This is a genomic window from Chryseobacterium culicis (genome assembly GCF_002979755.1).
Taxonomy (GTDB): Bacteria; Bacteroidota; Bacteroidia; order Flavobacteriales; family Weeksellaceae; genus Chryseobacterium; species Chryseobacterium culicis_A.
In genome coordinates this window covers 2,024,684-2,047,920 of the sequence record NZ_PCPP01000001.1, presented here as the reverse complement: position 1 = coordinate 2,047,920, position 23,237 = coordinate 2,024,684, and the positions used below count along the sequence as shown (strand labels likewise).

Annotated in this window: 27 protein-coding genes; 23 read left to right on the top strand and 4 right to left on the bottom strand. The window is 36.8% G+C overall.

The window, feature by feature from the left end; genetic code table 11:
- Nucleotides 1-36: 36 nt before the first annotated feature.
- Together gldC and CQ022_RS09265 are read right to left on the bottom strand one after the other, a co-directional pair.
- The gene (gene gldC, locus CQ022_RS09270; RefSeq protein ID WP_034695059.1) at nt 37-360 is read right to left on the bottom strand and encodes a gliding motility protein GldC; all 324 of its coding nucleotides are present in this window, start codon (nt 358-360) and stop codon (nt 37-39) included.
- Between the two features lie 32 nt (nt 361-392).
- Nucleotides 393-1,376: a gliding motility protein GldB gene (locus tag CQ022_RS09265; RefSeq protein ID WP_185126795.1), complete on the bottom strand. Its 984-nt coding sequence runs from the start codon at nt 1,374-1,376 to the stop codon at nt 393-395.
- A gap of 52 nt (nt 1,377-1,428) precedes the next feature.
- On the opposite strand from CQ022_RS09265, the gene CQ022_RS09260 reads away from it, so the two are divergent.
- From CQ022_RS09260 to CQ022_RS09230, 7 genes are all read left to right on the top strand, one after another.
- Nucleotides 1,429-2,067, top strand: a complete 639-nt coding sequence (locus CQ022_RS09260; protein WP_105681131.1) for a leucine-rich repeat domain-containing protein — start codon at nt 1,429-1,431, stop codon at nt 2,065-2,067.
- Nucleotides 2,068-2,079: 12 nt separating this feature from the next.
- Nucleotides 2,080-2,604: a GNAT family N-acetyltransferase gene (locus tag CQ022_RS09255; protein WP_105681130.1), complete on the top strand. Its 525-nt coding sequence runs from the start codon at nt 2,080-2,082 to the stop codon at nt 2,602-2,604.
- 2 nt (nt 2,605-2,606) lie between these two features.
- Nucleotides 2,607-3,140 (top strand): GNAT family N-acetyltransferase, encoded by a 534-nt coding sequence (locus CQ022_RS09250; RefSeq protein ID WP_105681799.1) that lies wholly within the window; start codon nt 2,607-2,609, stop codon nt 3,138-3,140.
- Between the two features lie 13 nt (nt 3,141-3,153).
- A complete protein-coding gene (gene nadE, locus CQ022_RS09245) occupies nt 3,154-3,945 on the top strand; it encodes an NAD(+) synthase (protein ID WP_105681129.1) in 792 nt (263 codons plus the stop codon).
- A 48-nt stretch (nt 3,946-3,993) separates the two neighbouring features.
- Nucleotides 3,994-4,512, top strand: coding sequence for a ribonuclease domain-containing protein (locus tag CQ022_RS09240; protein ID WP_105681128.1), 519 nt, complete (start codon nt 3,994-3,996; stop codon nt 4,510-4,512).
- A gap of 120 nt (nt 4,513-4,632) precedes the next feature.
- Entirely contained in the window at nt 4,633-4,869 is a 237-nt protein-coding gene (locus CQ022_RS09235; protein ID WP_317046938.1) for a GIY-YIG nuclease family protein, read from the top strand.
- 168 nt (nt 4,870-5,037) lie between these two features.
- Nucleotides 5,038-5,349: a barstar family protein gene (locus tag CQ022_RS09230; RefSeq protein ID WP_105681127.1), complete on the top strand. Its 312-nt coding sequence runs from the start codon at nt 5,038-5,040 to the stop codon at nt 5,347-5,349.
- A gap of 66 nt (nt 5,350-5,415) precedes the next feature.
- Here the strand turns inward: CQ022_RS09230 and CQ022_RS09225 are convergent, their stop codons facing one another.
- A complete protein-coding gene (locus CQ022_RS09225) occupies nt 5,416-5,898 on the bottom strand; it encodes a cytidine deaminase (RefSeq protein ID WP_105681126.1) in 483 nt (160 codons plus the stop codon).
- A gap of 100 nt (nt 5,899-5,998) precedes the next feature.
- On the opposite strand from CQ022_RS09225, the gene namA reads away from it, so the two are divergent.
- From namA to CQ022_RS09150, 16 genes are all read left to right on the top strand, one after another.
- A complete protein-coding gene (gene namA, locus CQ022_RS09220) occupies nt 5,999-7,051 on the top strand; it encodes an NADPH dehydrogenase NamA (RefSeq protein ID WP_105681125.1) in 1,053 nt (350 codons plus the stop codon).
- 29 nt (nt 7,052-7,080) lie between these two features.
- Entirely contained in the window at nt 7,081-7,359 is a 279-nt protein-coding gene (locus CQ022_RS09215) for a DUF2752 domain-containing protein (protein WP_105681124.1), read from the top strand.
- A gap of 292 nt (nt 7,360-7,651) precedes the next feature.
- Entirely contained in the window at nt 7,652-8,056 is a 405-nt protein-coding gene (gene tssD / locus CQ022_RS09210; RefSeq protein WP_105681123.1) for a type VI secretion system tube protein TssD, read from the top strand.
- A 148-nt stretch (nt 8,057-8,204) separates the two neighbouring features.
- Nucleotides 8,205-10,136, top strand: a complete 1,932-nt coding sequence (locus CQ022_RS09205) for a type VI secretion system Vgr family protein (RefSeq protein WP_105681122.1) — start codon at nt 8,205-8,207, stop codon at nt 10,134-10,136.
- 1 nt (nt 10,137) lies between these two features.
- The gene (locus tag CQ022_RS22955) at nt 10,138-10,308 is read left to right on the top strand and encodes a hypothetical protein (protein ID WP_153816338.1); all 171 of its coding nucleotides are present in this window, start codon (nt 10,138-10,140) and stop codon (nt 10,306-10,308) included.
- A 61-nt stretch (nt 10,309-10,369) separates the two neighbouring features.
- Nucleotides 10,370-11,344 (top strand): DUF2931 family protein, encoded by a 975-nt coding sequence (locus tag CQ022_RS09200; RefSeq protein WP_262497571.1) that lies wholly within the window; start codon nt 10,370-10,372, stop codon nt 11,342-11,344.
- A 34-nt stretch (nt 11,345-11,378) separates the two neighbouring features.
- Nucleotides 11,379-12,791 carry a T6SS phospholipase effector Tle1-like catalytic domain-containing protein gene (locus CQ022_RS09195; RefSeq protein ID WP_105681120.1) on the top strand — a complete coding sequence of 471 codons (1,413 nt, stop codon included), beginning with the start codon at nt 11,379-11,381 and terminating at the stop codon, nt 12,789-12,791.
- Nucleotides 12,792-12,842: 51 nt separating this feature from the next.
- Complete coding sequence (locus CQ022_RS09190; RefSeq protein WP_105681119.1) at nt 12,843-13,886, top strand: hypothetical protein; 1,044 nt, start codon at nt 12,843-12,845, stop codon at nt 13,884-13,886.
- Nucleotides 13,887-13,915: 29 nt separating this feature from the next.
- Nucleotides 13,916-14,404 (top strand): DUF4280 domain-containing protein, encoded by a 489-nt coding sequence (locus CQ022_RS09185; RefSeq protein WP_105681118.1) that lies wholly within the window; start codon nt 13,916-13,918, stop codon nt 14,402-14,404.
- Between the two features lie 11 nt (nt 14,405-14,415).
- Complete coding sequence (locus tag CQ022_RS09180; protein ID WP_105681117.1) at nt 14,416-17,247, top strand: OmpA family protein; 2,832 nt, start codon at nt 14,416-14,418, stop codon at nt 17,245-17,247.
- Nucleotides 17,248-17,252: 5 nt separating this feature from the next.
- Nucleotides 17,253-17,852 carry a hypothetical protein gene (locus CQ022_RS09175; protein ID WP_123864414.1) on the top strand — a complete coding sequence of 200 codons (600 nt, stop codon included), beginning with the start codon at nt 17,253-17,255 and terminating at the stop codon, nt 17,850-17,852.
- A 13-nt stretch (nt 17,853-17,865) separates the two neighbouring features.
- Nucleotides 17,866-18,516 (top strand): hypothetical protein, encoded by a 651-nt coding sequence (locus CQ022_RS09170; protein ID WP_105681115.1) that lies wholly within the window; start codon nt 17,866-17,868, stop codon nt 18,514-18,516.
- Complete coding sequence (locus CQ022_RS09165) at nt 18,516-19,076, top strand: LemA family protein (protein WP_105681114.1); 561 nt, start codon at nt 18,516-18,518, stop codon at nt 19,074-19,076. Before CQ022_RS09170 ends, CQ022_RS09165 begins: the two co-directional genes overlap by 1 nt.
- Nucleotides 19,057-19,425 carry a hypothetical protein gene (locus tag CQ022_RS09160; protein ID WP_105681113.1) on the top strand — a complete coding sequence of 123 codons (369 nt, stop codon included), beginning with the start codon at nt 19,057-19,059 and terminating at the stop codon, nt 19,423-19,425. Before CQ022_RS09165 ends, CQ022_RS09160 begins: the two co-directional genes overlap by 20 nt.
- 4 nt (nt 19,426-19,429) lie before the next feature.
- The gene (locus tag CQ022_RS09155; RefSeq protein WP_123864413.1) at nt 19,430-20,203 is read left to right on the top strand and encodes a hypothetical protein; all 774 of its coding nucleotides are present in this window, start codon (nt 19,430-19,432) and stop codon (nt 20,201-20,203) included.
- Nucleotides 20,204-20,326: 123 nt separating this feature from the next.
- Nucleotides 20,327-21,046, top strand: coding sequence for a hypothetical protein (locus tag CQ022_RS09150; RefSeq protein WP_105720518.1), 720 nt, complete (start codon nt 20,327-20,329; stop codon nt 21,044-21,046).
- Between the two features lie 205 nt (nt 21,047-21,251).
- Here CQ022_RS09150 and CQ022_RS09145 read toward each other — a convergent pair whose 3' ends face one another.
- Nucleotides 21,252-23,042 (bottom strand): endonuclease, encoded by a 1,791-nt coding sequence (locus CQ022_RS09145; RefSeq protein ID WP_105681110.1) that lies wholly within the window; start codon nt 23,040-23,042, stop codon nt 21,252-21,254.
- Between the last annotated feature and the right edge of the window lie 195 nt (nt 23,043-23,237).

Below are 23,237 nucleotides of genomic sequence, written 5' to 3'. Positions count from 1 at the left end.
CCGCTTACTGCCTCCAGCTTGTTGCAATTGTATTTTTTACTTAATAGCAGATTTCACTGCAAATTCTTCTGCAATTTCCTCCATCCACTGCGCTACATCCTCTTCACCTGTCGCTCTCTGATACGTACTTCCTAAAGATATTAAAATCTGGTGGATAAACATCTTCATCTGATCTACAGGCATTTCTTTTGTCCAAAGATCAATTCTTAAGGCTTCTCTTGTTTTATCATCCCATACAGAAATCATGGTTGCTTTGGTATCTTGTTTATCAATACCACCATCCTGAGCGTTCCATGTAATGTTTTCCGGTACGTGATTTTCATCAAGCTCTACATCTATCGTAATCTGAGTCTTTCTCATTTTTCTATTTTTTCTAAATTCTAAATTTTCTATTATTTAAGTTTCGGTTTATAACCGGATTGATTAAAAATTGTGGTAGCATCCATTTTCAGGAACTGGGTCAACTTTGTTTCAGGTTTTTCTTTAAGATATGCCTTGCAGATCTGCCATCCCGTAAAAATTCCGATTTGCGGTGAAGATTCATTGTCAATCTCTGTGTAAAATTTCGAGAATGGACCAGGAGAAATAAAACGTTCTCCCAATCTTGGATCATCTCCGAAAATCAGATTGCTTTCTACAAAATAATTCCAGATGTTGGCTTCATTGCTTGTTGCCCATTCATACTGCTTCTGGGTATAATTCATTTTCAGATAATCAGGAACATCAGGGAGAAAAGCATCCTGTAGAATCATTACTTTTCCGTTCAGAATAATCTGATCAATAAATTTCTGATGATCAGGAGATTCCGTAACAATGTTTTCAGCAAAAAGCTGCGACACTTTTGGAACAATATTTTGTGGGTTCATCGATTTTTGGAAATACAGTTCCAAACCTTTATAATTAGGATTTCCATCTCCCATAAAACCGGTGACATCTATAAATAACAGATTGCCTTTCTGGTCATAAAATATCGGATCCTGAACCATCTGTAAAGCTGATGAAAACAGATATACTTTTGGATTTTTAAACTGTGGAAAGTAATATTTGATATGTGAAAATAAACTCTGAAGTTCCTTTTGAAGCTTTGCCTGATCTATTTTCCCAATCGCTTCCTTATAGATTTTTATTTCTTCAGCATCTGCTCTTCTTTTTCCAAAATCGGCATCAGAAACACTGCCCTGAAACCAGGGGAATTGAGCTTTAAACTGATCCAGCGGAAGAGCCGGATTGTAAAACTCTTTGGAAATATCCGTGATGTCAACTTTTTCGGCAGTTTGTTTCACTTCTACCTTCCATTGATTTTCAGGTTCTTTTTTGCAGGAAATAAGTCCGGCAGCTAAAAGAGAAGAAAGTGCAATATATCTAAAAATCTTCATTATTTTTACATGGAATTTAAGTTTACAAAAATAAGGATTAAATACACAATTCATGATGAAAATTAAAATATTTACTGCCATTTACCTTATTTATGGACTTTCTTTTTTCTATGGGCAAAAGCTTGAATTTAAAGATGAAAACTTTGAAAAAGCAGTACTTGAAAATTTTGATCTGAATAAAAATGGAATGCTGGAATCTCCGGAAGCAGATAGGGTTACCAATCTGTTCCTTGTTCATAAAGGAATTACCTCTACGGATGATCTGCACTTTTTTAAAAATGTAAAAATGATTGTCCTGGATGATAATGTAATTCCTGATATGGTAATAAGCAACCTCAATCAGCTTGAATTGTTTTCATGTACAGGATGTAAAATTTCTTCATTCAAAACAGAAAATCTGAAAAACTTAAGTTCTTTGTATTTGGATCATAATAGATTGGAAAGTATTTCGTTGACAGGAATTCCCAAAATTGATCAATTAACATTATCTTTAAATCAATTAAAAACAATTGACCTGGCTCAGTGTAAAGGATTAAGAAAACTGAATGTGGAACATAATAAACTTCAAAAAATTGATATTTCCGGGAATCCGGCTTTACAAACCCTGAATATAATCGGGAATAAGATAAAAGAAACAGATATTAAGAAAGGAACAAAAACAGAGGTTACCATTTTTGGTGCAGAAGAATAAAAACTAATCATTATGAAAATAGAAACAAAACGACTGATTTTAAGAAAACTCGAAGAGGCAGATTTTGAACGCATTTTTCTTTTGGATTCCAATCCTGAGGTGATGAAATATATTGGTGTACCCGTTTTGACTGAAATTAATGAGTCAAAAAATGTCATCAATATGATTCAGAAGCAGTATGAGGAAAATGGAGTGGGAAGGCTGGGAGTAGTGGAAAAAGAAAGCGGACTTCTGATAGGATGGAGTGGATTAAAATTACTGACTCATGAAACGAATGGCTATAAAAATGTGTTGGAACTGGGATATCGTTTTCTTCCTGAATCATGGGGGAAAGGATATGCTGTGGAAGCAGGAATAGCTTCTCTGGATTATGGCTTTAACGGTCTGAATGCAGAGGTTATTTATGCTTATGCCCATTCCGAACATGAGGTTTCCAATCATATTTTAAGAAAATTAGGATTTGAAAAAACAGGAGAGTTTGAGGAACCGGACGGAACATGTTTCTGGTACGAACTGAAAAAAGAGAAATATATTTAAAAATGATAACAATACGAAAGGAAGAAGAAAAAGACCATCAAAAAGTCTTTCAACTTACAGAAGAGGCTTTTAGAGAAATAGAATACAGTGATCATCAGGAACAGTTTCTGGTAGAAAAATTAAGAAAATCTGAAGCCTTTGTTCCGGAATTATCATTGGTTGCAGAAGATGAAACCGGAGAAATTGCCGGACATATTCTGTTTACAAAAATTACCATTGAAGGTGATGGACAATCTTTTCCATCGCTTGCATTAGCGCCTGTTTCCGTAAAGCCTGAATTTCAGAATCAGGGAATAGGAGCGAAACTTATTCTTGAAGGCCATCGTATAGCAAAAGAACTGGGATATGAATCTGTGATTCTTCTCGGACACGAAAGTTATTATCCGCGCTTTGGTTACAAAAAAACAAGTAATTTTGGGGTTTCTTTTCCATTCGATATTCCGGAAGAAAACGGAATGGCTGTAGAATTGGTAAAAAATGGATTAAAAAATAAAAAAGGAGTGGTGAAATACCCTCAGGAATTTGGAATAGACTAAAAAAATATAAACGATGCAGACACAAAAAGTGATAGATCATATTGTAAATTGGTTAAAAGATTATGCGGAAAAAGCAAGAGTAAACGGATATGTAATCGGAGTTTCAGGAGGTGTGGATTCAGGAGTAGTTTCTACGCTGGCAGCAATGACCGGACTGAAAACATTGCTGATTGAAATGCCAATCCGTCAGAAAGCAGATCAGGTAGACCGCGCAAAGGATCATATGGATGACCTTAAATCCAGATTTCCGAATGTAGAAACAATGTCTGTAGATCTGACCCCTGCTTTTGAGGAGCTTTACAAAACTTTTGATGTAAAAGATGATCTGTATCCTAACGAAAAACTGGCTTTTGCCAACACAAGAGCCCGTCTGAGAATGCTTACTTTATATTATTACGGACAGCTGAACGGACTTTTAGTTTGCGGAACAGGTAATAAAGTGGAAGATTTCGGGATCGGATTTTATACAAAATATGGAGATGGTGGAGTAGACGTTTCTCCCATTGCGGATCTTTATAAAACGGAGGTGTATGAATTGGCGAAAGGGCTTAATTTAATTAAAAGCATTCAGGAAGCGATTCCTACTGACGGACTTTGGGATGTAGACAGAACGGATGAACAGCAAATTGGCGCTTCTTATCCGGAACTGGAAAAAATCCAGAAAGAATACGGATCTAAAACTGCTGATGATTATGAAGGAAGAGATAAGGAAGTATTTTTAATTTTTGACAGAATGCATAAAGCCGCCAAGCATAAAATGGATCCTATTCCGGTTTGTGATATTCCCGAAGAGTGGAGAGCATAATAAACTGTACCAATACTGGTAAATTGTCACATTAATACAACGATTGTTATGAACGGTAAAATAAGATCCGTGTTTTTTATATGTCTGGGACTCCTTTTCGGAATGTCTGTAATGTATATCTATAAAAATTTTATTGAAGATAAAAAAGATCAGTCAGATTCAGTAAAAAAGGAAACGGTGAGCTATGGCAGTACCTCTTCAGAAGGAGCTTCCAGTAACGGAAATTCATCTGCTCAGGTTTCCATTGATCAGCTTACAGAAGAAAAAACGGTTATCAGCTACGTAAAACAAAATCATAAACTTCCGGATTATTATATCACTAAAAACGAAGCCAGAAAACAGGGATGGAATCCTTCCCAGGGAAATCTTTGTGATGTGCTTCCGGGAAAAGCTATTGGTGGAGATAAATTCGGAAACAGGGAGAGACGTTTGCCGGACGGAGAGAAATATTTTGAAGCAGATGTAAACTATCATTGCGGAGGAAGAAATGCTGACCGTATCATTTATACTCAAAATGGAGACGTATATCTTACCAAAAACCATTATAAGAGCTTTGAAAAACAGTAACGTCATTGCGAAGAACAACGTGACGAAGCAATCTCAAAAATAATAATAAGTGAAAGCAGGTTTTGTCTACATTATGACGAATAAAAATCATACAACTCTTACACAGGAGTTACTTCAAATCTGCCAAAACGTGTTCAACAACATAAAGAAGCATACTACTCACAAAGCTTTACCTCAAGATATAATTTGTATATTTTGGTGTATTGGGAAGCTTTTCAGGAAATAGGTGATGCTATATTTAGAGAAAAACAAATAAAGGCTGGTTCAAGACAAAAGAAATTGGATTTAATTGATAGTATAAACCCAGATTGGAAAGATCTTACGGATGATATCCAGCATATTTTAGATGTTTTTTGAGATTGCTTCGTCGCAAAGCTCCTCGCAATGACTCTATGAAATTTGTATTTAAACAGACATAAGTAGTATTTTTGAAAAATAAAAGTATTATATGGGCAGCTCTGAAACGGATTTCTGCCAAAAATTCAAAACTTTTTTAATTAATAAAAATTGGAAATTTAGTTCAATATGAAGACAGTATATATAGATTTTACAGACATAGGTGATTATGAAGACTTTTATGCTCAGCTGAAGGAGAAAATTCAGCTTCCTGAGCATTTTGGTGATAATCTTGATGCGCTTTCTGATACCATTACCGGAAATCTGGAAATGCCGCTCCACCTGGAATTCGTCAATATGACTGTAGATCAGCTTGAGATTTTTGAAGACCTGCTGACTACTCTTGAAGATGCCGAAGAGGAAGTGGAAGACTTCAGCTTTAGCTACTATCTGGAGCAATATGAAGATGAAGATGATGAGGTAGAATCTGAAGAAGAATAATAAAAAAAGCTGTTTCAACATATGAAACAGCTTTTTTATTACCCTTGACAAGGATAAAGTCTTTCCTTATAAAAACGTCGAATCAAAATAAAAAGGAAGCAGATCTTTTACTGCACTTACTTTTACAACCTCTTCATTCATACTGGAGAAATAAAGGTCAATATTTTCGTTCTGCTTGGTTTCGTATTCAATCAAACTTTGGCGGCATGCTCCACAAGGAGGAATCGGAGGATTCTTTTCATGAAATTCTTTAGGACCTCCTACAACGAAGATCTTTTTTATTTTCACATCCGGAAAATTGGCGGCTACCCAAAAAAGAGTAGTTCTTTCTGCACAGAGTCCGGAAGGGTAGGCAGCATTCTCCTGATTGTTTCCGGAATAAATTTCTCCGTTTTCCAATAATACGGAACATCCTACCAAAAATTGAGAATAAGGCGCATAAGCATTCTCACGAGCCTCTTTGGCTCTTTCAAATAATTGTTTTTCTATATCGCTCAGTTCACTGCTATTTTTAAAATATTCGTAACTGATCTGTATGTCTTTTTTCATATATTGTCAACTAAAAAAGGGGGGTAAAATTAGTTCTTTTTAATGAAGTGGACAATATTTTATTCTTCCGGTGAAAAGTTCAATTTTTTTAAAGAGTAAAATGCTATACACACCAATAAAATTCAGAAATGTAGAGTTAAAAAACAGATGGGTAATGTCTCCCATGTGTATGTATTCATGTGAAAACGGAGAGGCTAACGACTTCCATTTTGTACACTACGGAAGCAGATCTCAGGGCGGGACAGGTCTTTTGATGGTAGAAGCTACAGGAGTAGAACCTAAAGGAAGAATTACCAATCACTGTATGGGAATCTGGAATGATGAACAGGCAGGGAAACTGCAAAGAATTGTAGAATTTGTTCATAAAAATTCAGAAAGCAAAATAGGAATTCAGCTGGCTCATGCCGGAAGAAAAGGTTCAACATGGAATAACCTGCAGATTCCTCTGGAAGAAGGCTGGGAAACTGTTGCTCCAAGTCCTGTTCCTTATCACCCCACAGAAAGAATTCCACATACACTCACTACAGATGAGGTAAAGGAGCAGGTTCAGAATTTTAAAAAAGCTGCGAGAAGAGCTGTGGAAGCTGGTTTTGACGTTATTGAAATTCATGGGGCGCACGGATATCTGATCCATCAGTTTCTGTCACCACTTTCCAATATCAGAACAGATGAATATGGAGGCAGTTTTGAAAACAGAGTCCGATTTCTGATCGAAATTGTAGATGCTGTTAATGAAGAACTGGATGAAAATACCGCTCTTTTTGTTAGAATTTCAGGAACGGAATATGCAGATAATGGCTGGGATATCCAAAGCAGTGTTGAGCTGGCCAAAATTTTAAAAGAACATGCTGTAGATCTTGTTGATGTATCCAGTGGCGGAAATATTCATGGTGCCAAAATTTCGGTTTTCGATGGCTATCAGGTTCCTTTTTCATCACAGATAAGAAATGAAGCAGTTGTAAAGACAGGAGCAGTAGGGTTGATTACTAAAGTGGAGCAGGCTGAAGAAATTCTTCAGAAAGGCGATGCCGATTTAATTTTCGTAGCAAGAGAGATTCTTAGAAACCCCTATATTGCTGTTCAGGGATCTTTTGAAATGAAAGAAAACTGCTTTTTCCCGCATCAGTATACCAGAGCCAAAATTTCTTCTTAATTAACAGGTCTCTTATAAAACCAATACAGATGAATATTGATGATTTCATGCTTACCTGCCCCAGTAAAAAATTCCTGGGAGTAGAATGCCTGGGCTGTGGTGCACAGAGAGCTGTTGTATTGGTGTTTGAAGGAAAGTTTGCAGAAGCTTTTCAAATGTATCCTGCGGTGTATACCCTATTGATATTTTTTATAATTCTTGGTCTGAGTTTTATCGATAAAAAAAGAAAATACAGTAATATTTTACTGATTATGATCATTATCAACCTGATTATTATGGTAATCGGGTATATTTATAAACATTACTAATTATAGAGGAAAGACAAACTAAATAGATGATACTGAAGGAAATGCTTGTTGAAGTGTTTTCTTCAGTGTCCTTATTTTCGCGGGGTTTTGTAGAATATTTTCAATGAAAAACAAAATAAATTAGTTTAAAATTCTAAATTTATTTTTTAATCCGGAATTCTAAAAATGTCGTAGAACTACTACAATTTCTAAAACAGTGCCTTAAAAACTTTTTAAATTAGAACCTGAAGTCTATCTTTGTTATATAAATCCTATATCAGGGAACAGTCGTTAATGATTAAAATGTAAGAATATGGCAGGAAATTCGAGAGGAATCTTAAAATTCAATGGAGGTGAAGGTCAGAAGTTATTAAAGCTTAACTATAGCGTATCAAGATCTACAGATGTTTCAGGACGTGTAGCATCTGATCCGTCAAACGCATTGATTAAAGTAACCATTGAAGCAACAGAAAAATCTGATGTTTTAGAAAGCTTATTAAACAGCAAATATAAACCTACAAACGGAGAAATTCAATTTAATAAATCTCACGAAGAAGGAACACTCATCTCTTTGAAATGGGAAAACGGATATGTCATCCAACATGAAGTAGATTTTGATGCAATAGATAGCAACAACATGCTGATCAGCTTCGTCATAAGTGCTGAAAGCATTACCTATGGAAATTCATTCTATGACGGACTTTGGCCAATGAGCTAAGTCTTTCATGAACTAAAAATAAAAGACTGTCCTTCATAAGACGGTCTTTTTTTACCTAAGACTATATTCTGCAGGAGCTTTTGTTTTTATTTTTAAACTCCCTTTCTGTTGAATAATCGTTTAGAAAACTAATCAAATCACTAAAAATATGTCAAATACACCTGGAAAATCACAAGCGACGTCTTTTCGTCCGACGCAGAATGCGGATGGTATTTCTGAAAACCATCATACAGGCATCAACCGTCTGGTAAAACTTTCTCTTGTCATAGAAGGGAAAATTATCAAGTACTATAAACATTTCAAGCTTAAACAAAGTACCAGAAGACATCACGAATTTACATTGACACTGGCACACGATACGCTGGGGGACAGACAGACCCATTCATTGGAAGAGGCCAATAAATTCCTTGGAAAAAGACTAACAGCTATTATTTCCTATAAAGATATAGACAACAGCCCGGAAAGAACTTTTGTAGGAGTCATTACCGGAGTAGGATTCAGCCAGGAACATATGAGTTTAGGAAATATTGTGCTTACAGGTTTCAGCCCTACCATTCTTCTTGACGGAGCACCACATATCCAAAGCTTTGGAGGGAATCAGTCTGTGAATGTAGGAATCATTGCTGAAGAAGTGATTAAACAGGGAATTGATAAAAGCCGATTTGATGTCAGGGTAGATGCCAATAATTTTTCTCAGATTATTTATAGCAGTCAGTATGATGAAACGCATTATAACTATCTGGCAAGAATGGCTGAAGCCTATGGTGAACAGTTCTATTATGATGGTGAAGTTTTACATTTCGGAAAACTTCCGGCTCAGAATAAACCCATTACCCTTACCTACGGAAGCAGTGCCAATGATATAAAAGTAGAATTGAAAGCTATACATACCAAGCCTCAGTTCTACGGTTATAACAGTAATAAAAATGAAAGACTGACTTCGGGTTCAACACCTATTAAACATGTAAGTGATCTGGCGAAAACAGCCTACAGCCATAACGAATCTATTTATAAAACGCCGGCTTTGCAGATGGCTCCCATTAAAGCGACTACCCATCTTGATGTGGAATACTCTCAGAAAAGTGCATCCGGAAGTGAAGCGGTCAATGTTTTTTCTATTTCAGGAAATACAACAGTTCCTTTCCTGCATCCGGGTTGTGTAGCAGATGTTCAGATGCGAAAACAGGATTCTAATGAAACCTCTTATTTCACCAGAATCATGATTACAGAAGCGGAACATGAAATTGACACCATAGGTCATTACAAAGGAAGCTTCATAGGAATAGCAGCTGATACAGGATTTCTTCCAAAACCGGAATATACCATTCCGAAGGCAGAGCCACAGACTGCCACTGTAATTTCCAATACAGATCCCGAAGGACAGGGAAGAATACAGGTGAGATTTGACTGGCAGACCAATGATACTACTCATTTTATCCGTATGATGAGCCCTGATGCAGGAGGAACGGATCAGATTACCCAAAACCGTGGTTATGTAGCCATTCCGGAAGTTGGGGATCAGGTGATGGTTAATTTTGTACACAGCCATCCAGACAGACCTTTTGTAATGGGAGGAATGTTTCATGGAGGAATTGCTTTGGGAGGAGGTATTAACAACCACCTTAAATCAATCCAAACCAGAAGCGGAATCAGAATTTTAATGAATGATGAAGAAGGCAGTGTAACGATCCTGGATCCAAGCGGAAATACCTATTTCATGGATGGACAGGGAAATATCAGCATGAAAGCGCCTAAAAACTTTACTTTAAATGCAGGTGACAATATCAATATTACCGCAGGAAAAGAAATCTCGATAGGAGCAGGCGCAAGTATTACCAGTACAGCGAACGATAATATTGTTTCCATCGCAGGAAAAGATATGAAACTTACCGCTTCAGGAGACATCACGGAAGCTTCCGATACCCGAACGGAAATGATTGAAAAAGAATTCAAGAGACAATCTGAAACTTCCAATGAAATAGCCGGTGAAATTTCTATGTTCAGCGAACTGGAAAATATGACGATGCAAAGTGGAAAAATTGTAGAATTCAACAGTGCTGAAAAATCAAAACTTTTCTGATATGGCGATCATTAAAACAGCAACCAATCTGCGCATAACAGTCAAAGATTCCTACCATTTAAGCGTAGGAAAAAAGGTTGAAAAAATAGCAAAGAAAATCAATGTGGAAGCCCATAAAGAAAATCTGGTTTTAGCAAGTAACAAGAAGATTATGTCCCATGGTCATAAGTAAATATAACCTGCTGATTCTTTTTATATGGTGTTTTTCATTAACGAATTGTCAGAATAAAAAAATGGAAGAAAAATACAGTTGGCTCGGAACCGTTTCTGCCCCGCAGGAATATCCGATGGAAGTTTATGAAGGAGCAATTGTCGCTGATGATTTTACATACGGCTTTGATGCAATCTGGGGAACACAGAATACAGGATGGGGCAAAGAAGGAGGCACCATGAACGTCAATACCGAAAGAATGGATGCTCCTCATGAACTGGAATTCACATGGTATTCTTTGGTAGAAAAAAAATTCTACACCGGAAAATGGAATCTGGATAAAGAAAAGATAAAAACCCTTTTTGATGAAGGATTTGTAGATCAGGATACGAAAAAGAAATCTACCTATAGCTCTTTTGTTGTCGGACTGGCTCCACAGGGAAGAGTGGTGTTATGGATGAAAGGTCCCGGAAACCAGAAAGAAATAGGTGCTTTCCAGGCTCATGATACCGTAATTACCAAAGAAAAAGCCTATGATAATGCTCAGTATATGCTGAAAGAAGGTTTTGCCGACAGAATGCTTAAAGATCCGTCTTACAAGACATTCAAGCCGGAAGTACGTGAGAAAATTGAAAAAGAAGGGTATCCGGCTGCAGATATTTACAACGTCTACAGAGAAAAATACAACTGGAAACCTGCTGTGATTCTTCCTGAAGGAGCAACATGGATTGATTTCGGTTTTACCAACTATAACGGAGAGCAGGAAAATCTTTTTGACCAGAGCTTAAAAGATAATACTTACAAAAGCAGAGCTGTTCCAAGATTCTGTGGTTTTTACTGGAAAGATAAAAACAACAACAGATATGCAGTTTGGATAGACGCTTTTGATGATAAAGAAATATTTGACTTGTTTCAGAAATCAGGAAAAGACAAAAACATTGATCTGACCATTAAAGTCAATGAAGACAATACCAGAGTTTTAGTGTCCTTAGAATCTGAAAAAGAAAAGCTGCCTGTTACCAAAGCAAAAATCAGGGTATCCCGAAAGATAGAATGATAATATTCACTCAGTCAATTTAAAAACAAGAACTATGCACAACAATCAATTTGGAAGTTATACACCATCTGTATCCAAAGAGGAAGTACTGGATATTACCATTGGGATTTTTTTTGACGGAACCCTGAATAATAAAACCAATACAAACGAAAGAATAAAAGAGACAGATGCCCATAAAAAACACGGCGGAAAAGCGACAGACAATACCAGCTACAACAATGACTGGAGCAATGTAGCCCGCATGTGGGACAACTATGATAAAAACTTCGGCATTTATATAGAAGGTATCGGTACACAGGATAAGGAAGGCGATGCTACGTTGGGATATGCTTTCGGAACAGGAGAAACCGGAATCAGATCGAAAGTGAGAAAAGGCTGTGAAGAAATCGTAAAAAAGGTGAAAACCATTAAAGCAGAAAAGAAAGCCGATAAAATTGCTGTGCTTACTTTTGATGTATTCGGATTTAGCCGTGGAGCTGCTGCTGCCCGTAATTTTGTATACGAAATCGGAAAAGCAAAATATAGAGCCACTTCCCGAACCGTTGCCAATGAAGCAGTTTCGGTGACAACGTATTCCGATGATGATGGAAAGGGTGTTGCCTCAGAAGAACTTCCAAAATGGGGTCATCTTGGCCTTAAACTCGAAGAAGCAGGATTAAAAGTAGATGTTTTAAAAGTAAGATTCCTCGGAATTTACGATACCGTTTCTTCCTATTCAAAATATTTGTCACCAATGCCCAATTTCAGCAATGACGTAGAAGAATTAAGCTTGAATGAAATTGGAAAAGCCCAGACCGTAGTTCACTTTATCGCAGCCGATGAACACAGAGAAAACTTTGACCTTACAAGAGTACACATAGGAACTGAAAAAACATTTCCAGGTGTACACTGTGATGTAGGAGGAGCTTATGAAAACGGAAGGGAAACATGGGAAGAAGTGGAAACGTCATGGACTACCAGCAGCAAATTAGAAGCATTAAAAATAGAGCTTGAAAATGAAGGATGGTACGATAAAGGTGAGCTTACCATTACTCCCGGATTTTACCTGTCACTAAGGGGATCACGTGATCTTTTAAAGACTTTCAGTTATATTCCTTTACATTTTATGGCGGAATATGGCATTGATAAAAATCTTCCTATCACCTTAAAAAAAATGACGGATGACAAATATTCCATCTTGGATGATCAGTTTTTGATAGGAATAAAAGACCGTCTCAGAACGTATGTAATGGGAGATGGCAAGCCATATTCTTTCAGACATTATAAAGAACTGAGAGATGCCTACGGAGGAAACGAAGTTCCGGAAGACCGTCAGGCAGCTTATCAGAAAGAAGTAAAGGAACAGGCTGATTTAAGAAAACTTCGCCATAAATACCTTCACTGGTCAGCAAGAAGAGAAAAAATCGGGATGGATCCAAGACCGAACAGAACAAGGGTTATCCATTAAACTTTTAATAAGATTTTATACCAAGAAAGAAATTGAAGCAGGAATATTTTTATGCAGAAATATAATATACATACCGTTCAGAAAGATGAAACTTTAAAAAGTATAGCCTCGCTGTACGGGTTGGATAAAGATGCATTAAAACTCTTTCATAACAATCATTGCACGGTTAAGGATATGATCCTGATCAACCTGAACGGGCAGAAAGAACTTTTTGTTCCGAGAACTGCGGTTGCAGATAAAAATATTTTGGTAAAATTCGGGAAAGGAAACAGCCTTACCCTTCAGCCGGAAAATTCAGTGCGAAGATACAGTGTTGTCATTACCATTGAAAAAGGAGAAACCAAAAACGAACTAAAATATGAAACATCTGTTCGCTGGTTAAAAACAGATAAAGGAATTCATTTTTTTGAAATTGACAGAACATCCAATCTTTATCTTAATGAAGAAGAAGTGAATGAAATTGCAGACCTGCTGGCTTACAGAACCTCTAAGGTTTTATATCCTTTACAGATCAGTACAGATGAACACGGGAAATTTGAAGTCATAGAAAATGCTGATGTATTTCTTAAAAGATGGACGGCTGTAAAAGAAGAATTATACAAAGAATTTGAAGGCGAAACCGTAGACGAATACTGCAGAAAGATTGAAAAAATAATCAGTCAGCATGAAGCCATCAATCTTTACCTTAAAAATGATTACTTCATCCGCACTTTATTCTTTGGAATATACCAGAGTTTTGGAAAGGAATACAGAACTGAGATGACAACAACTTTTCCTGTAGTGGACAATGCGATTGAACCCAGATATAAATTGACACTGGAAACAGACCCGCTGAAAGAAGAAACAGGCCTGATTACCATAGAAGGAACAGGAAAGTTATATGAAGAAAGAGATATTGATGATTTTATAAGAAGATCACCTTTTTCATTGATTATAGAAGATGAACCTGTGATGAATGAAGAAGGAACTTTCAGACTCATAAGCTATCTGAAAGGAGAAACTTCACTTCCGGAATCTCTTTACCTGGAATGCAGTATCATGCTGCAGGAAGAAAAAAAGATTTCAGTATCAGTTTCAGGAATTGATGAAAAATAAAATACCATTTCACTAAAGATAAAATTAATATGGCAGAAAAACATATTGTAGTACAGGGCGCCCTATGCAAATGCCAGTTCGGACAGGTTCCGGACAAGCTGAAAGTACTTACACACCAAAAAGAATATGCCAATGATAAAAGCGCTTCCAAAAAACTGATCGTTACCACGAAAGAAATTGGAGCCGCCACATTTGAAAAAAATACATTCGGAAACTGTACCAAAATGGGTGGCCCTCCTCCTCCCTGCAAAATTATGGTTACAGAATGGCAGAAGTTTTATGATAAAGTACAGCTCAGCAATGGCGGATATATCATCGTAGAAGACAGCAAAGCAGTATGTGCTATTGCCGGAACTCCATGTATTGAGATTATAGACCATGGGCAGAGAGCAGAAGCCAGCCAGCAGAATTTTAAAAATGCTGACAAAGATGTCCAGCAGCAGATCAATCCGTTGGTAGATTCCGAAGAAATGTATAACGAACAGCCTTCTGGAGGAGGGCAGGATGGTGCAATCTAAATGATAATACAATGGCAAAAGGCGTAAAAAAAATAAAAGTTGTAAGCGGATTGTATTATCCCAAAATGTCTGTATTAGGGCAGAGGGTTACTATAAAGCCGGATCAGTGGGTACAGTTTGGCGTGGGCGAATGGCTGCCGGGCACCACAGATGCAGACAAAAAGAAACCGCTGACCTGGATGAGGCAGAACAGCAGTAAAAAAATTATCATCAATCAGATAACTTCTGCTACTGGATATAAATTCTTAATAGGCAAGCAATACTGTGGAAGCTATCAGTTTTACATTGAAGCCAGCCTGTCAGGAGTAAGAGACCCCAAAAATGATACAGGAATCTATGTAAAAGGCTGGTGTGATCCCAAAATTGTCAGCAGTAAATGGTCTACCCAGAAAAACAGCAAAAGCATAAAAAACAATAAAAAGAACGAATATATTTCCTACGGTCACATTGTACACCTTAATCTGATGACGGAAGGACTGAATGGAAATACAGTCAGTATCGAACTCTGGAATCAGCAGACAGCAAAAGCAGATAAACAGGTCCATACCTACAACAATGTACAGGTCATAGATGGCGAAGTAAATCTGAAAATAGAGAATACCTTTGCCTGGATGGCCTATGTAGACAATATCCAGAATGTAGAGGAATTCTATGTTAAAGTAAAAGATGTTGCTTCCAAAAAGTATATCAAAGACAAATTAGGTGATGATCTTCATGCCATCTATCTGAATGTAAAAAATAAAGTTGTTACCACCAATACCAACGGAGCCCAGAACCAGACCCCAACTAAAGTTTATAAGCCGGATGTAAATTCTGTCAGACTGGAACCTTGTAAGTTTGAAGTCATTAAGATTACAGAAAGTGAAATAAAAGATGGTAAGGCTAATAATACAACCGTTAAAGTTTTTGATAATGGTAACGGTGTAAAACAAATACAATCGCCTGCACTACAGGAACATATTCAGAGAACAATCTTTTATAAATTTGATTCTACCGTCATAGATAAAGACGGGGTTGCCATTCTGAATAATGTTCTCAAATTCCTCTTAGAACATAAAGATGCCACCATGAACCTGAGTGGTTACGCCTGTGTTATTGGAAAACAGAATTATAATAAAGGACTTTCCCAAAGAAGAGCAGACGTTGTCAAAAAATTCTTTGCAGACGGTGGATTAGATCCCAGAAGAATAATCTCTGTGGGAAAAGGAGAAGTAGATCCTACAGATGATAAAAAGGGAAGAGATAATATCAAATATAAAAATGAAAAAGACTACGAAAACAACCGTAGAGTAGACATCTCATTCGTGTTCAATGCCCATGATGCCCAGACTGTTAACTATGAAGTAACAGCGCCTAGTGTATCTATGAAGAAAGACTTAACGATTGATGTTACAGGTTTTCAAACCAATGAATGTTTCAGAGACAGCAAGGGAAAACATAAGAAACAGGTCCTGATCGTAGATGTAGGTCAGGCCATCGATAAAGGAGACACCGTAAAGACCTTTACTACGCCTTCATTTAATTATGGAGTGTATTCAGATTTATCCAAATTTGATACGATGCCTATACAGTACATCTGGCCTATGTGGGCCAATCCAAACCAGTTCCATCTGCATGCCCATACCTGCAGGTATTTCAGTAATGAAAAAAGAACCACTGTATTAATCAAGGCTTATCCGGATATTAAATGGACGCTCACTTTCTTCGTTAATCTTACCAACGAGCTTAGCGTAAAATGGCAAAACCAGCCTGCTGCAAAACATAAAGACCTACAGGCAAAAGCCGGTAAAATAGGCGCTGAAAGAAGATGGAAACAAAAAGATGCTTCATTCGGATTCAGCCTGAAAAGTGAATGGGAAAAGAACAGAAGCGGAAATTTTCAGAAAAGTAAAGAGCTTAAAGGAGAATACGAAACAAAATTTAAAAAGCTCTATGATCTTTTTGGCTCACTCGGAGCAATGTCTGATGGTATTACCAACAAAACCAAAGGACAAGTTAGAAATATTGGATTTAAAGGTCTTCCGGTAACTTTTGCCATCAAACCACCCAATATTAATCTGAAGGGAGAATGGTGCCTGGAAAGAGCCAAACAGAAAAATACAGAAATAGAAAGATTAGGAACAAAGGTTGATATATCTTTTAATGCAGAACCCCTGATAGGATTAGAGGTTACTGTTGACCTTCTCTGTACTGCTGTTGGACTTGTTGCCGGAGCGGTAAGTGGAGGAACTGCTGCGCCGGGAGCGGTGAGATTATACGGAGTGATTAAAGACCAGATGAACACAGGGGTGGAATTTGGGAATGATGATTTCGGAGCTAAACTAAGCTCAGATGTTTATATTGATCTCGTTATTTCAAGTGAAATCAAAACTTCAATTGGTTTTTCATTCAACACCGTAAGTGAAAAAGGGGACAAGCAAGGAAAGATAGAAGCAAAAAATACCCTTAAAATTGAATTAAAAGCAGGAGTTTGGGCAAAAGCAGAAGCCAATCTTGTTATTGTTAAAGTAGAAGGATATTTTGAGATGAGTGGTAAGGGATCAGCTTCCATTACATTCGGACATGGTGTGAAATTTGATGATAAAGGATTAAATTACCGTCCGGAATTAGGATTCGATGGACTTAATGCTGAATATGTGATCAAAGGAAAAGTAGGAATGTCTGCCAAAAAGAAAATACCTAGAGGAGGTAATAAAAAACCGGCAGAACTTAAAGGAAGTTCGGAAGACGAAGGTATTATCGCAGAAGGTAAATTTAACGAAATTGTACCTAAATTTGATGTCATCAAAAGTCTCGAAGAACTTTTCGGATTCAGTGCCGATATTCCGTTAATAAGAAATTAGATAATATGAAAAAGATCGTTTTAATAATTTTGTGTTTTATCATGTTTGTATCATGCCAGTCACAACAGAAGACAGACCTGGAGAAAGTAGATTTTTCCAAAGGGTATAAAGAAGTTTTAAAAGATACCAAGTATCAGACAGAGGCAAGAGAAATTGTAACCACACTCCCTATTGCGTATACCAAAGATGTAGCCGGATACAAATTCGGGAATATCTCCTTTCCGGAACATAAAGAAAATAACGTAAAAAGCTCTACAGTAGGATTATTAATAAACAATCCTGCAGAAAAACTTACAAAAGGAATAAAAATAGAATGGGAAGATACCGCTGCAGGAAATGATCTTTTGGCTTATCTGAAATCACAATACAAAAATCCTAAAGTTCTTGCCGGAGTTCCTGCAAAGAACAATGAAGGTAAAATATTGGGAAATGCAGCCTATTTATGGGATCTGAAAGATAAAACCATGGTACTGGTACAATATTATGAATACACCAATAATAAACCCAATACTTCCTCTGTTCTCTATATTGTAGACAATCAGGTGAAGACCGCAGACGGACAGGAAACTGCTGCTGCACATCTTGTAAAAACTTATACTCCATAGCACACTCTTATTGATGGATAATTATGATTATTATGCAGAAAAAGTAATTACGTATTTACCGTTAGTTATACTTTCTATTATTGCAGTTGTTTTACTGCTTCCTAATTCTAGAAAAAGATTTTTAAGAATTCAGGCATCATTACCTACATCCAAAATAAAATCAGTGGCCATGGGACTGGTAGAAATTCAGGGGAAACTGATTATGAAAGAACCTTTGATTTCACCTGTTGCAAGAGAAGAATGCATAGGATATTATTATACGATTGAAGATGTTACAAGAGATAAGGAAGGAAAAAATTCTTATACAACCATTCATAAAGAAACCCAGTGTAATCTCTTTCAAATGCAGGATGATACAGGAACCATTGAAGTACATCCGGAAGGGATAGAATTGATATTCATCGAAGAAACAAATGTAAGTTATAACGGACAGAAAAGATATAAGGAAACACTGCTTAAATCTGGTCAGGAAATGCTGTTGGTAGGTGCCGCTGATTCCAGAAACGGTGAAGCCTTTATCAAAAAAGATACAGGTCATAAGCTTTTAGGAATTACCACTGCAGCAGGAATTTCAGTCTGGAATAAATACCAGCCTCTGTTGAGATCATTTCTGGTAACCTGTATCGTTATACTTATAGTAATGATTTTAATCTTATCACAATAATGGATCAAATTGTAGCCATCGTTATCGCCGTATTTCTTACCATAGCCATTCTGGCTTTTTTCATCAGTTTGTACAATAAACTTGTCATGCTGAAATTCAATGTGGAAAAAGCATATGGGAATATAGATGTTATTTTAAAACAAAGAGCCGATGAAATTCCTAACCTTGTAAACGTTGCCAAACAGTTTATGAATCATGAAAAAGATCTGCTTACCAAACTGACTGAGCTTAGAACTTTCTATAACACCACGAATGATTCTGACAGAAAAACGGAACTTGCAAACGAGACCTCAAAAGCACTCTCATCTTTTTTTGCCGTTTCAGAAAACTATCCGGGCCTTCTTTCTAATAATAACTTTTTGGAACTGCAGAAAAGAGTTTCCGGAATGGAAGATAAAATTGCAGACAGAAGAGAATTTTTCAATGACAGCGTAAGCCTTTATAATATAGGAATTCATGAATTTCCCAATGTTATTCTGGCAAAAATGCTAGGCTATAAAGACAAAACCTTATTAGAAGTTTCAAATCAGGAAAAACAATATGAAGGAGTTCAGTTTTAATACATTTTTCGGGTATGAAAGTATACTGATGGAAAAACCCGAAATTGTTCTTTTCGGGGCATTACTGCTTCCTATAGGCCTGATTATGGCGGTCAGTATCATAGGCTGGGTTTTCAGAAAACTGAAATTCAATATGTATATTATTCAGGCCATACTATACACTCTGCTTTTCACATTCTTTTTTGGAACAGTCACTATGCTGATTCTTTTCTTTATAACAGACAAAAACGGAGTTAAACTTGCGTGGTGCTGGAGCTCTATTCTCCTGGGAATGCTTTGCTTTAGCATCATCAATACCAATACCATCAGTAAAATGTTTACCGATTGGTCTAAAATCATTAAAAACTAAAATTATGATAAAACAACCCTATTATATGATCGATTTCAGTGCATCAGCCTGTTTGTTCGAGATAAGGATTAATGATTATCCTGTGATTCATATGAATGTTGAAGGGCAGGTAGCTACTAACATTCCGATTAATTTTGCCATACTGAAAAGTGGTGTTCAGTCTGTATCAGCAACCATTTTACCCAATATCGGCGATTTGCAGCTGCACCCTAAATCAGAATTGAAATTTAATATTAAACTTTTTGATGTGGCTCATGATTTTGTCTTTGACCAACAGTTTGGAGACTATCGGTCTGAAGCCATAGAAGATAAAAAGAAACAGGTTATTAAACATGTGGGTTCCTTTAAAGCAGAAGTTCCCTATCAGCTGTCTGCGTGGCAGAACGGAAGAAATCTGCAGGATATTAAAGACAACAGAAAAAAACTGGAACAGGCTTATGATCATATATCAAGATTAATAAGAGAAAATAAATTTGAGGATTATAAAAAATCAATTTCCAAAAGAGAGGAAAATATGGCTGCTTCAATGTATCTTTCGAAAGCAGAATCAGAAGAACGTTTTACTGATCTTGTAAAAGATTTCAAATCCGGATTTAAAATACAGCCAGTTTCTAAAGATGCCGTTATGTTTGTATGTGCAGAAAATAAAGTCGCTTTTTTAAAAAAGGCAAACGGAGAATCTGCTTTATATCTGGAAAACCCGGAAACAGAAGAAGAACTGATGCTTGATATTTCATTTTATATTCCGGAAGGAAAGGAAGAATTTGAAATAATATAAGCGTTTTATATTCGTGCAAAGAAATAGAAATTTGAAGTTAAAATAAATAAAAAAGCATCTCCGGATACTTGAATCATTTTTTTTCTGTTCTATTATTGATAACCGCATACTAACACTAACATTATGAAAAGATTGAAATATATAATACTGCCAATGATCTGTTTGGCCATTGCTTCATGCGGCCATCAGAAAAATAAAGATACTGAGTCTTTGGTTGAAACACAAGGGAGTACTCAGACAGAACCTTTCAATCTTGCTAAAGTTGCTGTGGGACAAAATATCAATGAAATTTTAAAATCTGCCGGAGCAACAGAGAAAGAAGCTGTTCGTACCAATGAAGTGACCCTGATTGGAAATGAAAAACTGGCCTTTTCATCAAAAGAATTATTACACTTCAATGGAATAGATCTTGAAGGAAAGAATCATAAAAATACCAATAAAGTAATTTTACACTTTGGAAAAGTAGATCAGGAAATTGGCCCTCTCGCCAATGAAAAAGAAGACGAATTAGGGATGTATCAGCTTGATATCTATACAGAGGAAGAAAAGACGGCACTTCTGGATAATTTAAACAAAACACTTCAGAAACCCAGATTTGATACCATTCGTGAAGGTTTTGAATCAGAAGTTAAAGACAATGAAATCATCCAGACTCATAATAAAATGAGACAGGAAGTGGCTATATGGAGAAACAAAGATATGCTCTATTACTATTGTGAAACCAAAATAGATAACAGGCCTGATGAATACCGCTGCAATCTTTTCGTGTTCAAAAATAAAGAATGGAAAGATCTTCTCAAAGGATCAGGATATCCCGATCTGGATAAAATTTCCTTGAACTAATTAATTAAGATAAAAGAAACAAAGAAATTAGAACATTCGCTTAATCAAATCAGCTTGCTGATCACTCTTTGCTCTCTAAAATAAAAATAGTAAAAATAAATCTCTGCGTTAAAAAGGTCTGATCAATCAGCAAAATCAGCGGGAGTTTAAAAAATAAATGCCGGTCTAAAGAAGACCGGCATTTTATATAAAGTTGATATCTGAATTATTTTACAAGGAACTGCATCGTCACCTGATCCAGTTTCAAAATATAAACTCCCTGACCAAGATTTCTTGTTTTAATAGAGTTTCCATTTCTGAAAGGCTGATCAATCGTCTGAAGAGTTTTCCCCTGAAGGTTATAAATCTCCGCTCTTTTTACCTTCTGAAGATCTCCTTTCACAAAAATTTCCTGATTGGTGATTGGGTTCGGAGAGATTTTGAAACTATTGGAAGTGGTTTCTGCAGCTGTATTTTGAGCCATTCTTGCACTTGATCCTGAATAGCACGTCCATGAAAGATCATCAATAGCCACTCTGTTACTTGCAGAACTATTAACCAGACTTACCACTACATTTCCTGAAACGTTGATATTGTTAATGGTCGTCGTTGTAACTGAAGTACTGTAAGGAATAGTTCCTACGGTAGTTCCGTTTACTTTTACATCAAAAGTACCATTAGTTCCGGAAAACTTAAGCTGTGTAGTGACTGTTAAAGATCCAATACCGTTTGCAGAGCTGCCTGATGTTAAAGAACCGCTTCTTACCGTAATCGCTTTGTTATTAAGAGTCTGATCAGTTCTGGCATCGGTGGCGGTCCATGAAATACCTCCGTTGCTCCATGTTTTGGTTGAATAAGTAGAGCTGGCTGCAGGAATGGTTTCAAAATTCTCATTGGCACAGTTGGTACCTGGAGTAGTGCCTCCAGAATTGGTAGTACCGGAAACCGTAGAACTGTTCGATGAAGAATTTCCTGCTGCATCCTTCGCTACAACATAAAAGCTGTAAGTGGTAGAAGGAGTAAGCCCTGAAATTGTTGTTGAAGTTGAACTCGTTGTAGTTTGCAGGCTTCCGTTCATGTAAACATTATAAGCTGTTACTCCTACATTATCGGTAGAAGCATTCCATGCCAGAGAAATGCTGCTGGAAGTTTTTCCTGAAACATTCAGACCTGTTGCCGTAGTAGGTGCCTGAGTGTCACCTGAAGGCTGTTGAGAACCCCAGATAAGGTTTACATAATTTGGATTGTCTATGAAAGGGTTTCTGTTCCCCTGAAAAGTATATGAAGCATTATTTCTTTTGATCTCAGCCTGAGAAATCGGATCCTGATTATGCCATGCCAGAAGAACATTCAGTTCCCAAGTCTGTAATCCCGGAAAAGTAGAACTTCCTAACATGTTTCCTGATGAAAACGTAGAAAGTTTGCTCTGGTAACGGGTTACAAAATAGAAAATCATACGTGCCACATCTCCTTTGAACTCATCAATCGGCTCAAATACCGTTCCTGAATATCCTGAAGAAGCAGAAGTTCCAAGCTTTGAACCGTTCTGGGACGTAAAAGAAGTACTTCCTACCTTTCCGAAAGGATAATTACTTCTCATTCCGTTTACTTTCCCGTCTGTAGCTCTGATAAAGTGAATATCTGCAACCATTGGAGAAGCTTGATTGAAAAGACTTTGAGGTACAATATGCTCTCTGTTGTAGCAATTTCCTTCAGTAGAATAGGTACCGCACTGATCACTTCCCGGAGTATAATTATAAGGGTCAACGCCGGCAGGTTTTTCTGAATAAATATCAAGGATAGTCCCGTCATTTTCGTAGTCCTTATCAATATCAGTGGTTTTATATGCTGTCCAAAGCCCGCTATAACCTCTATCCATATGTCCGTTAGAGATAATGCTGCTTAATTCAGTTTTCAGTGCTGCGCCACTCAGTCCGTTGGCAGAGTTATAGTACCCTGCAGGAGCCTGAGCGTGGGCAAGTCCTGCAAATACAGAAAATAAAATGATTTTTTTCATAATTAATATTTAGTATAAAGTTTCAGCAAGAATACCACAATTTTTGTGAATAAAAAATTACAAAATTGTTAATTTTAAATGCACTGTATGCGATACATAATGAGTGATGAATGATAAATGATGAATTATGATTTTACAAGGATTTATCCTCAATATTTGATATTCAATAGGGCCGGGCTTTAGCCCGGTTTAGAA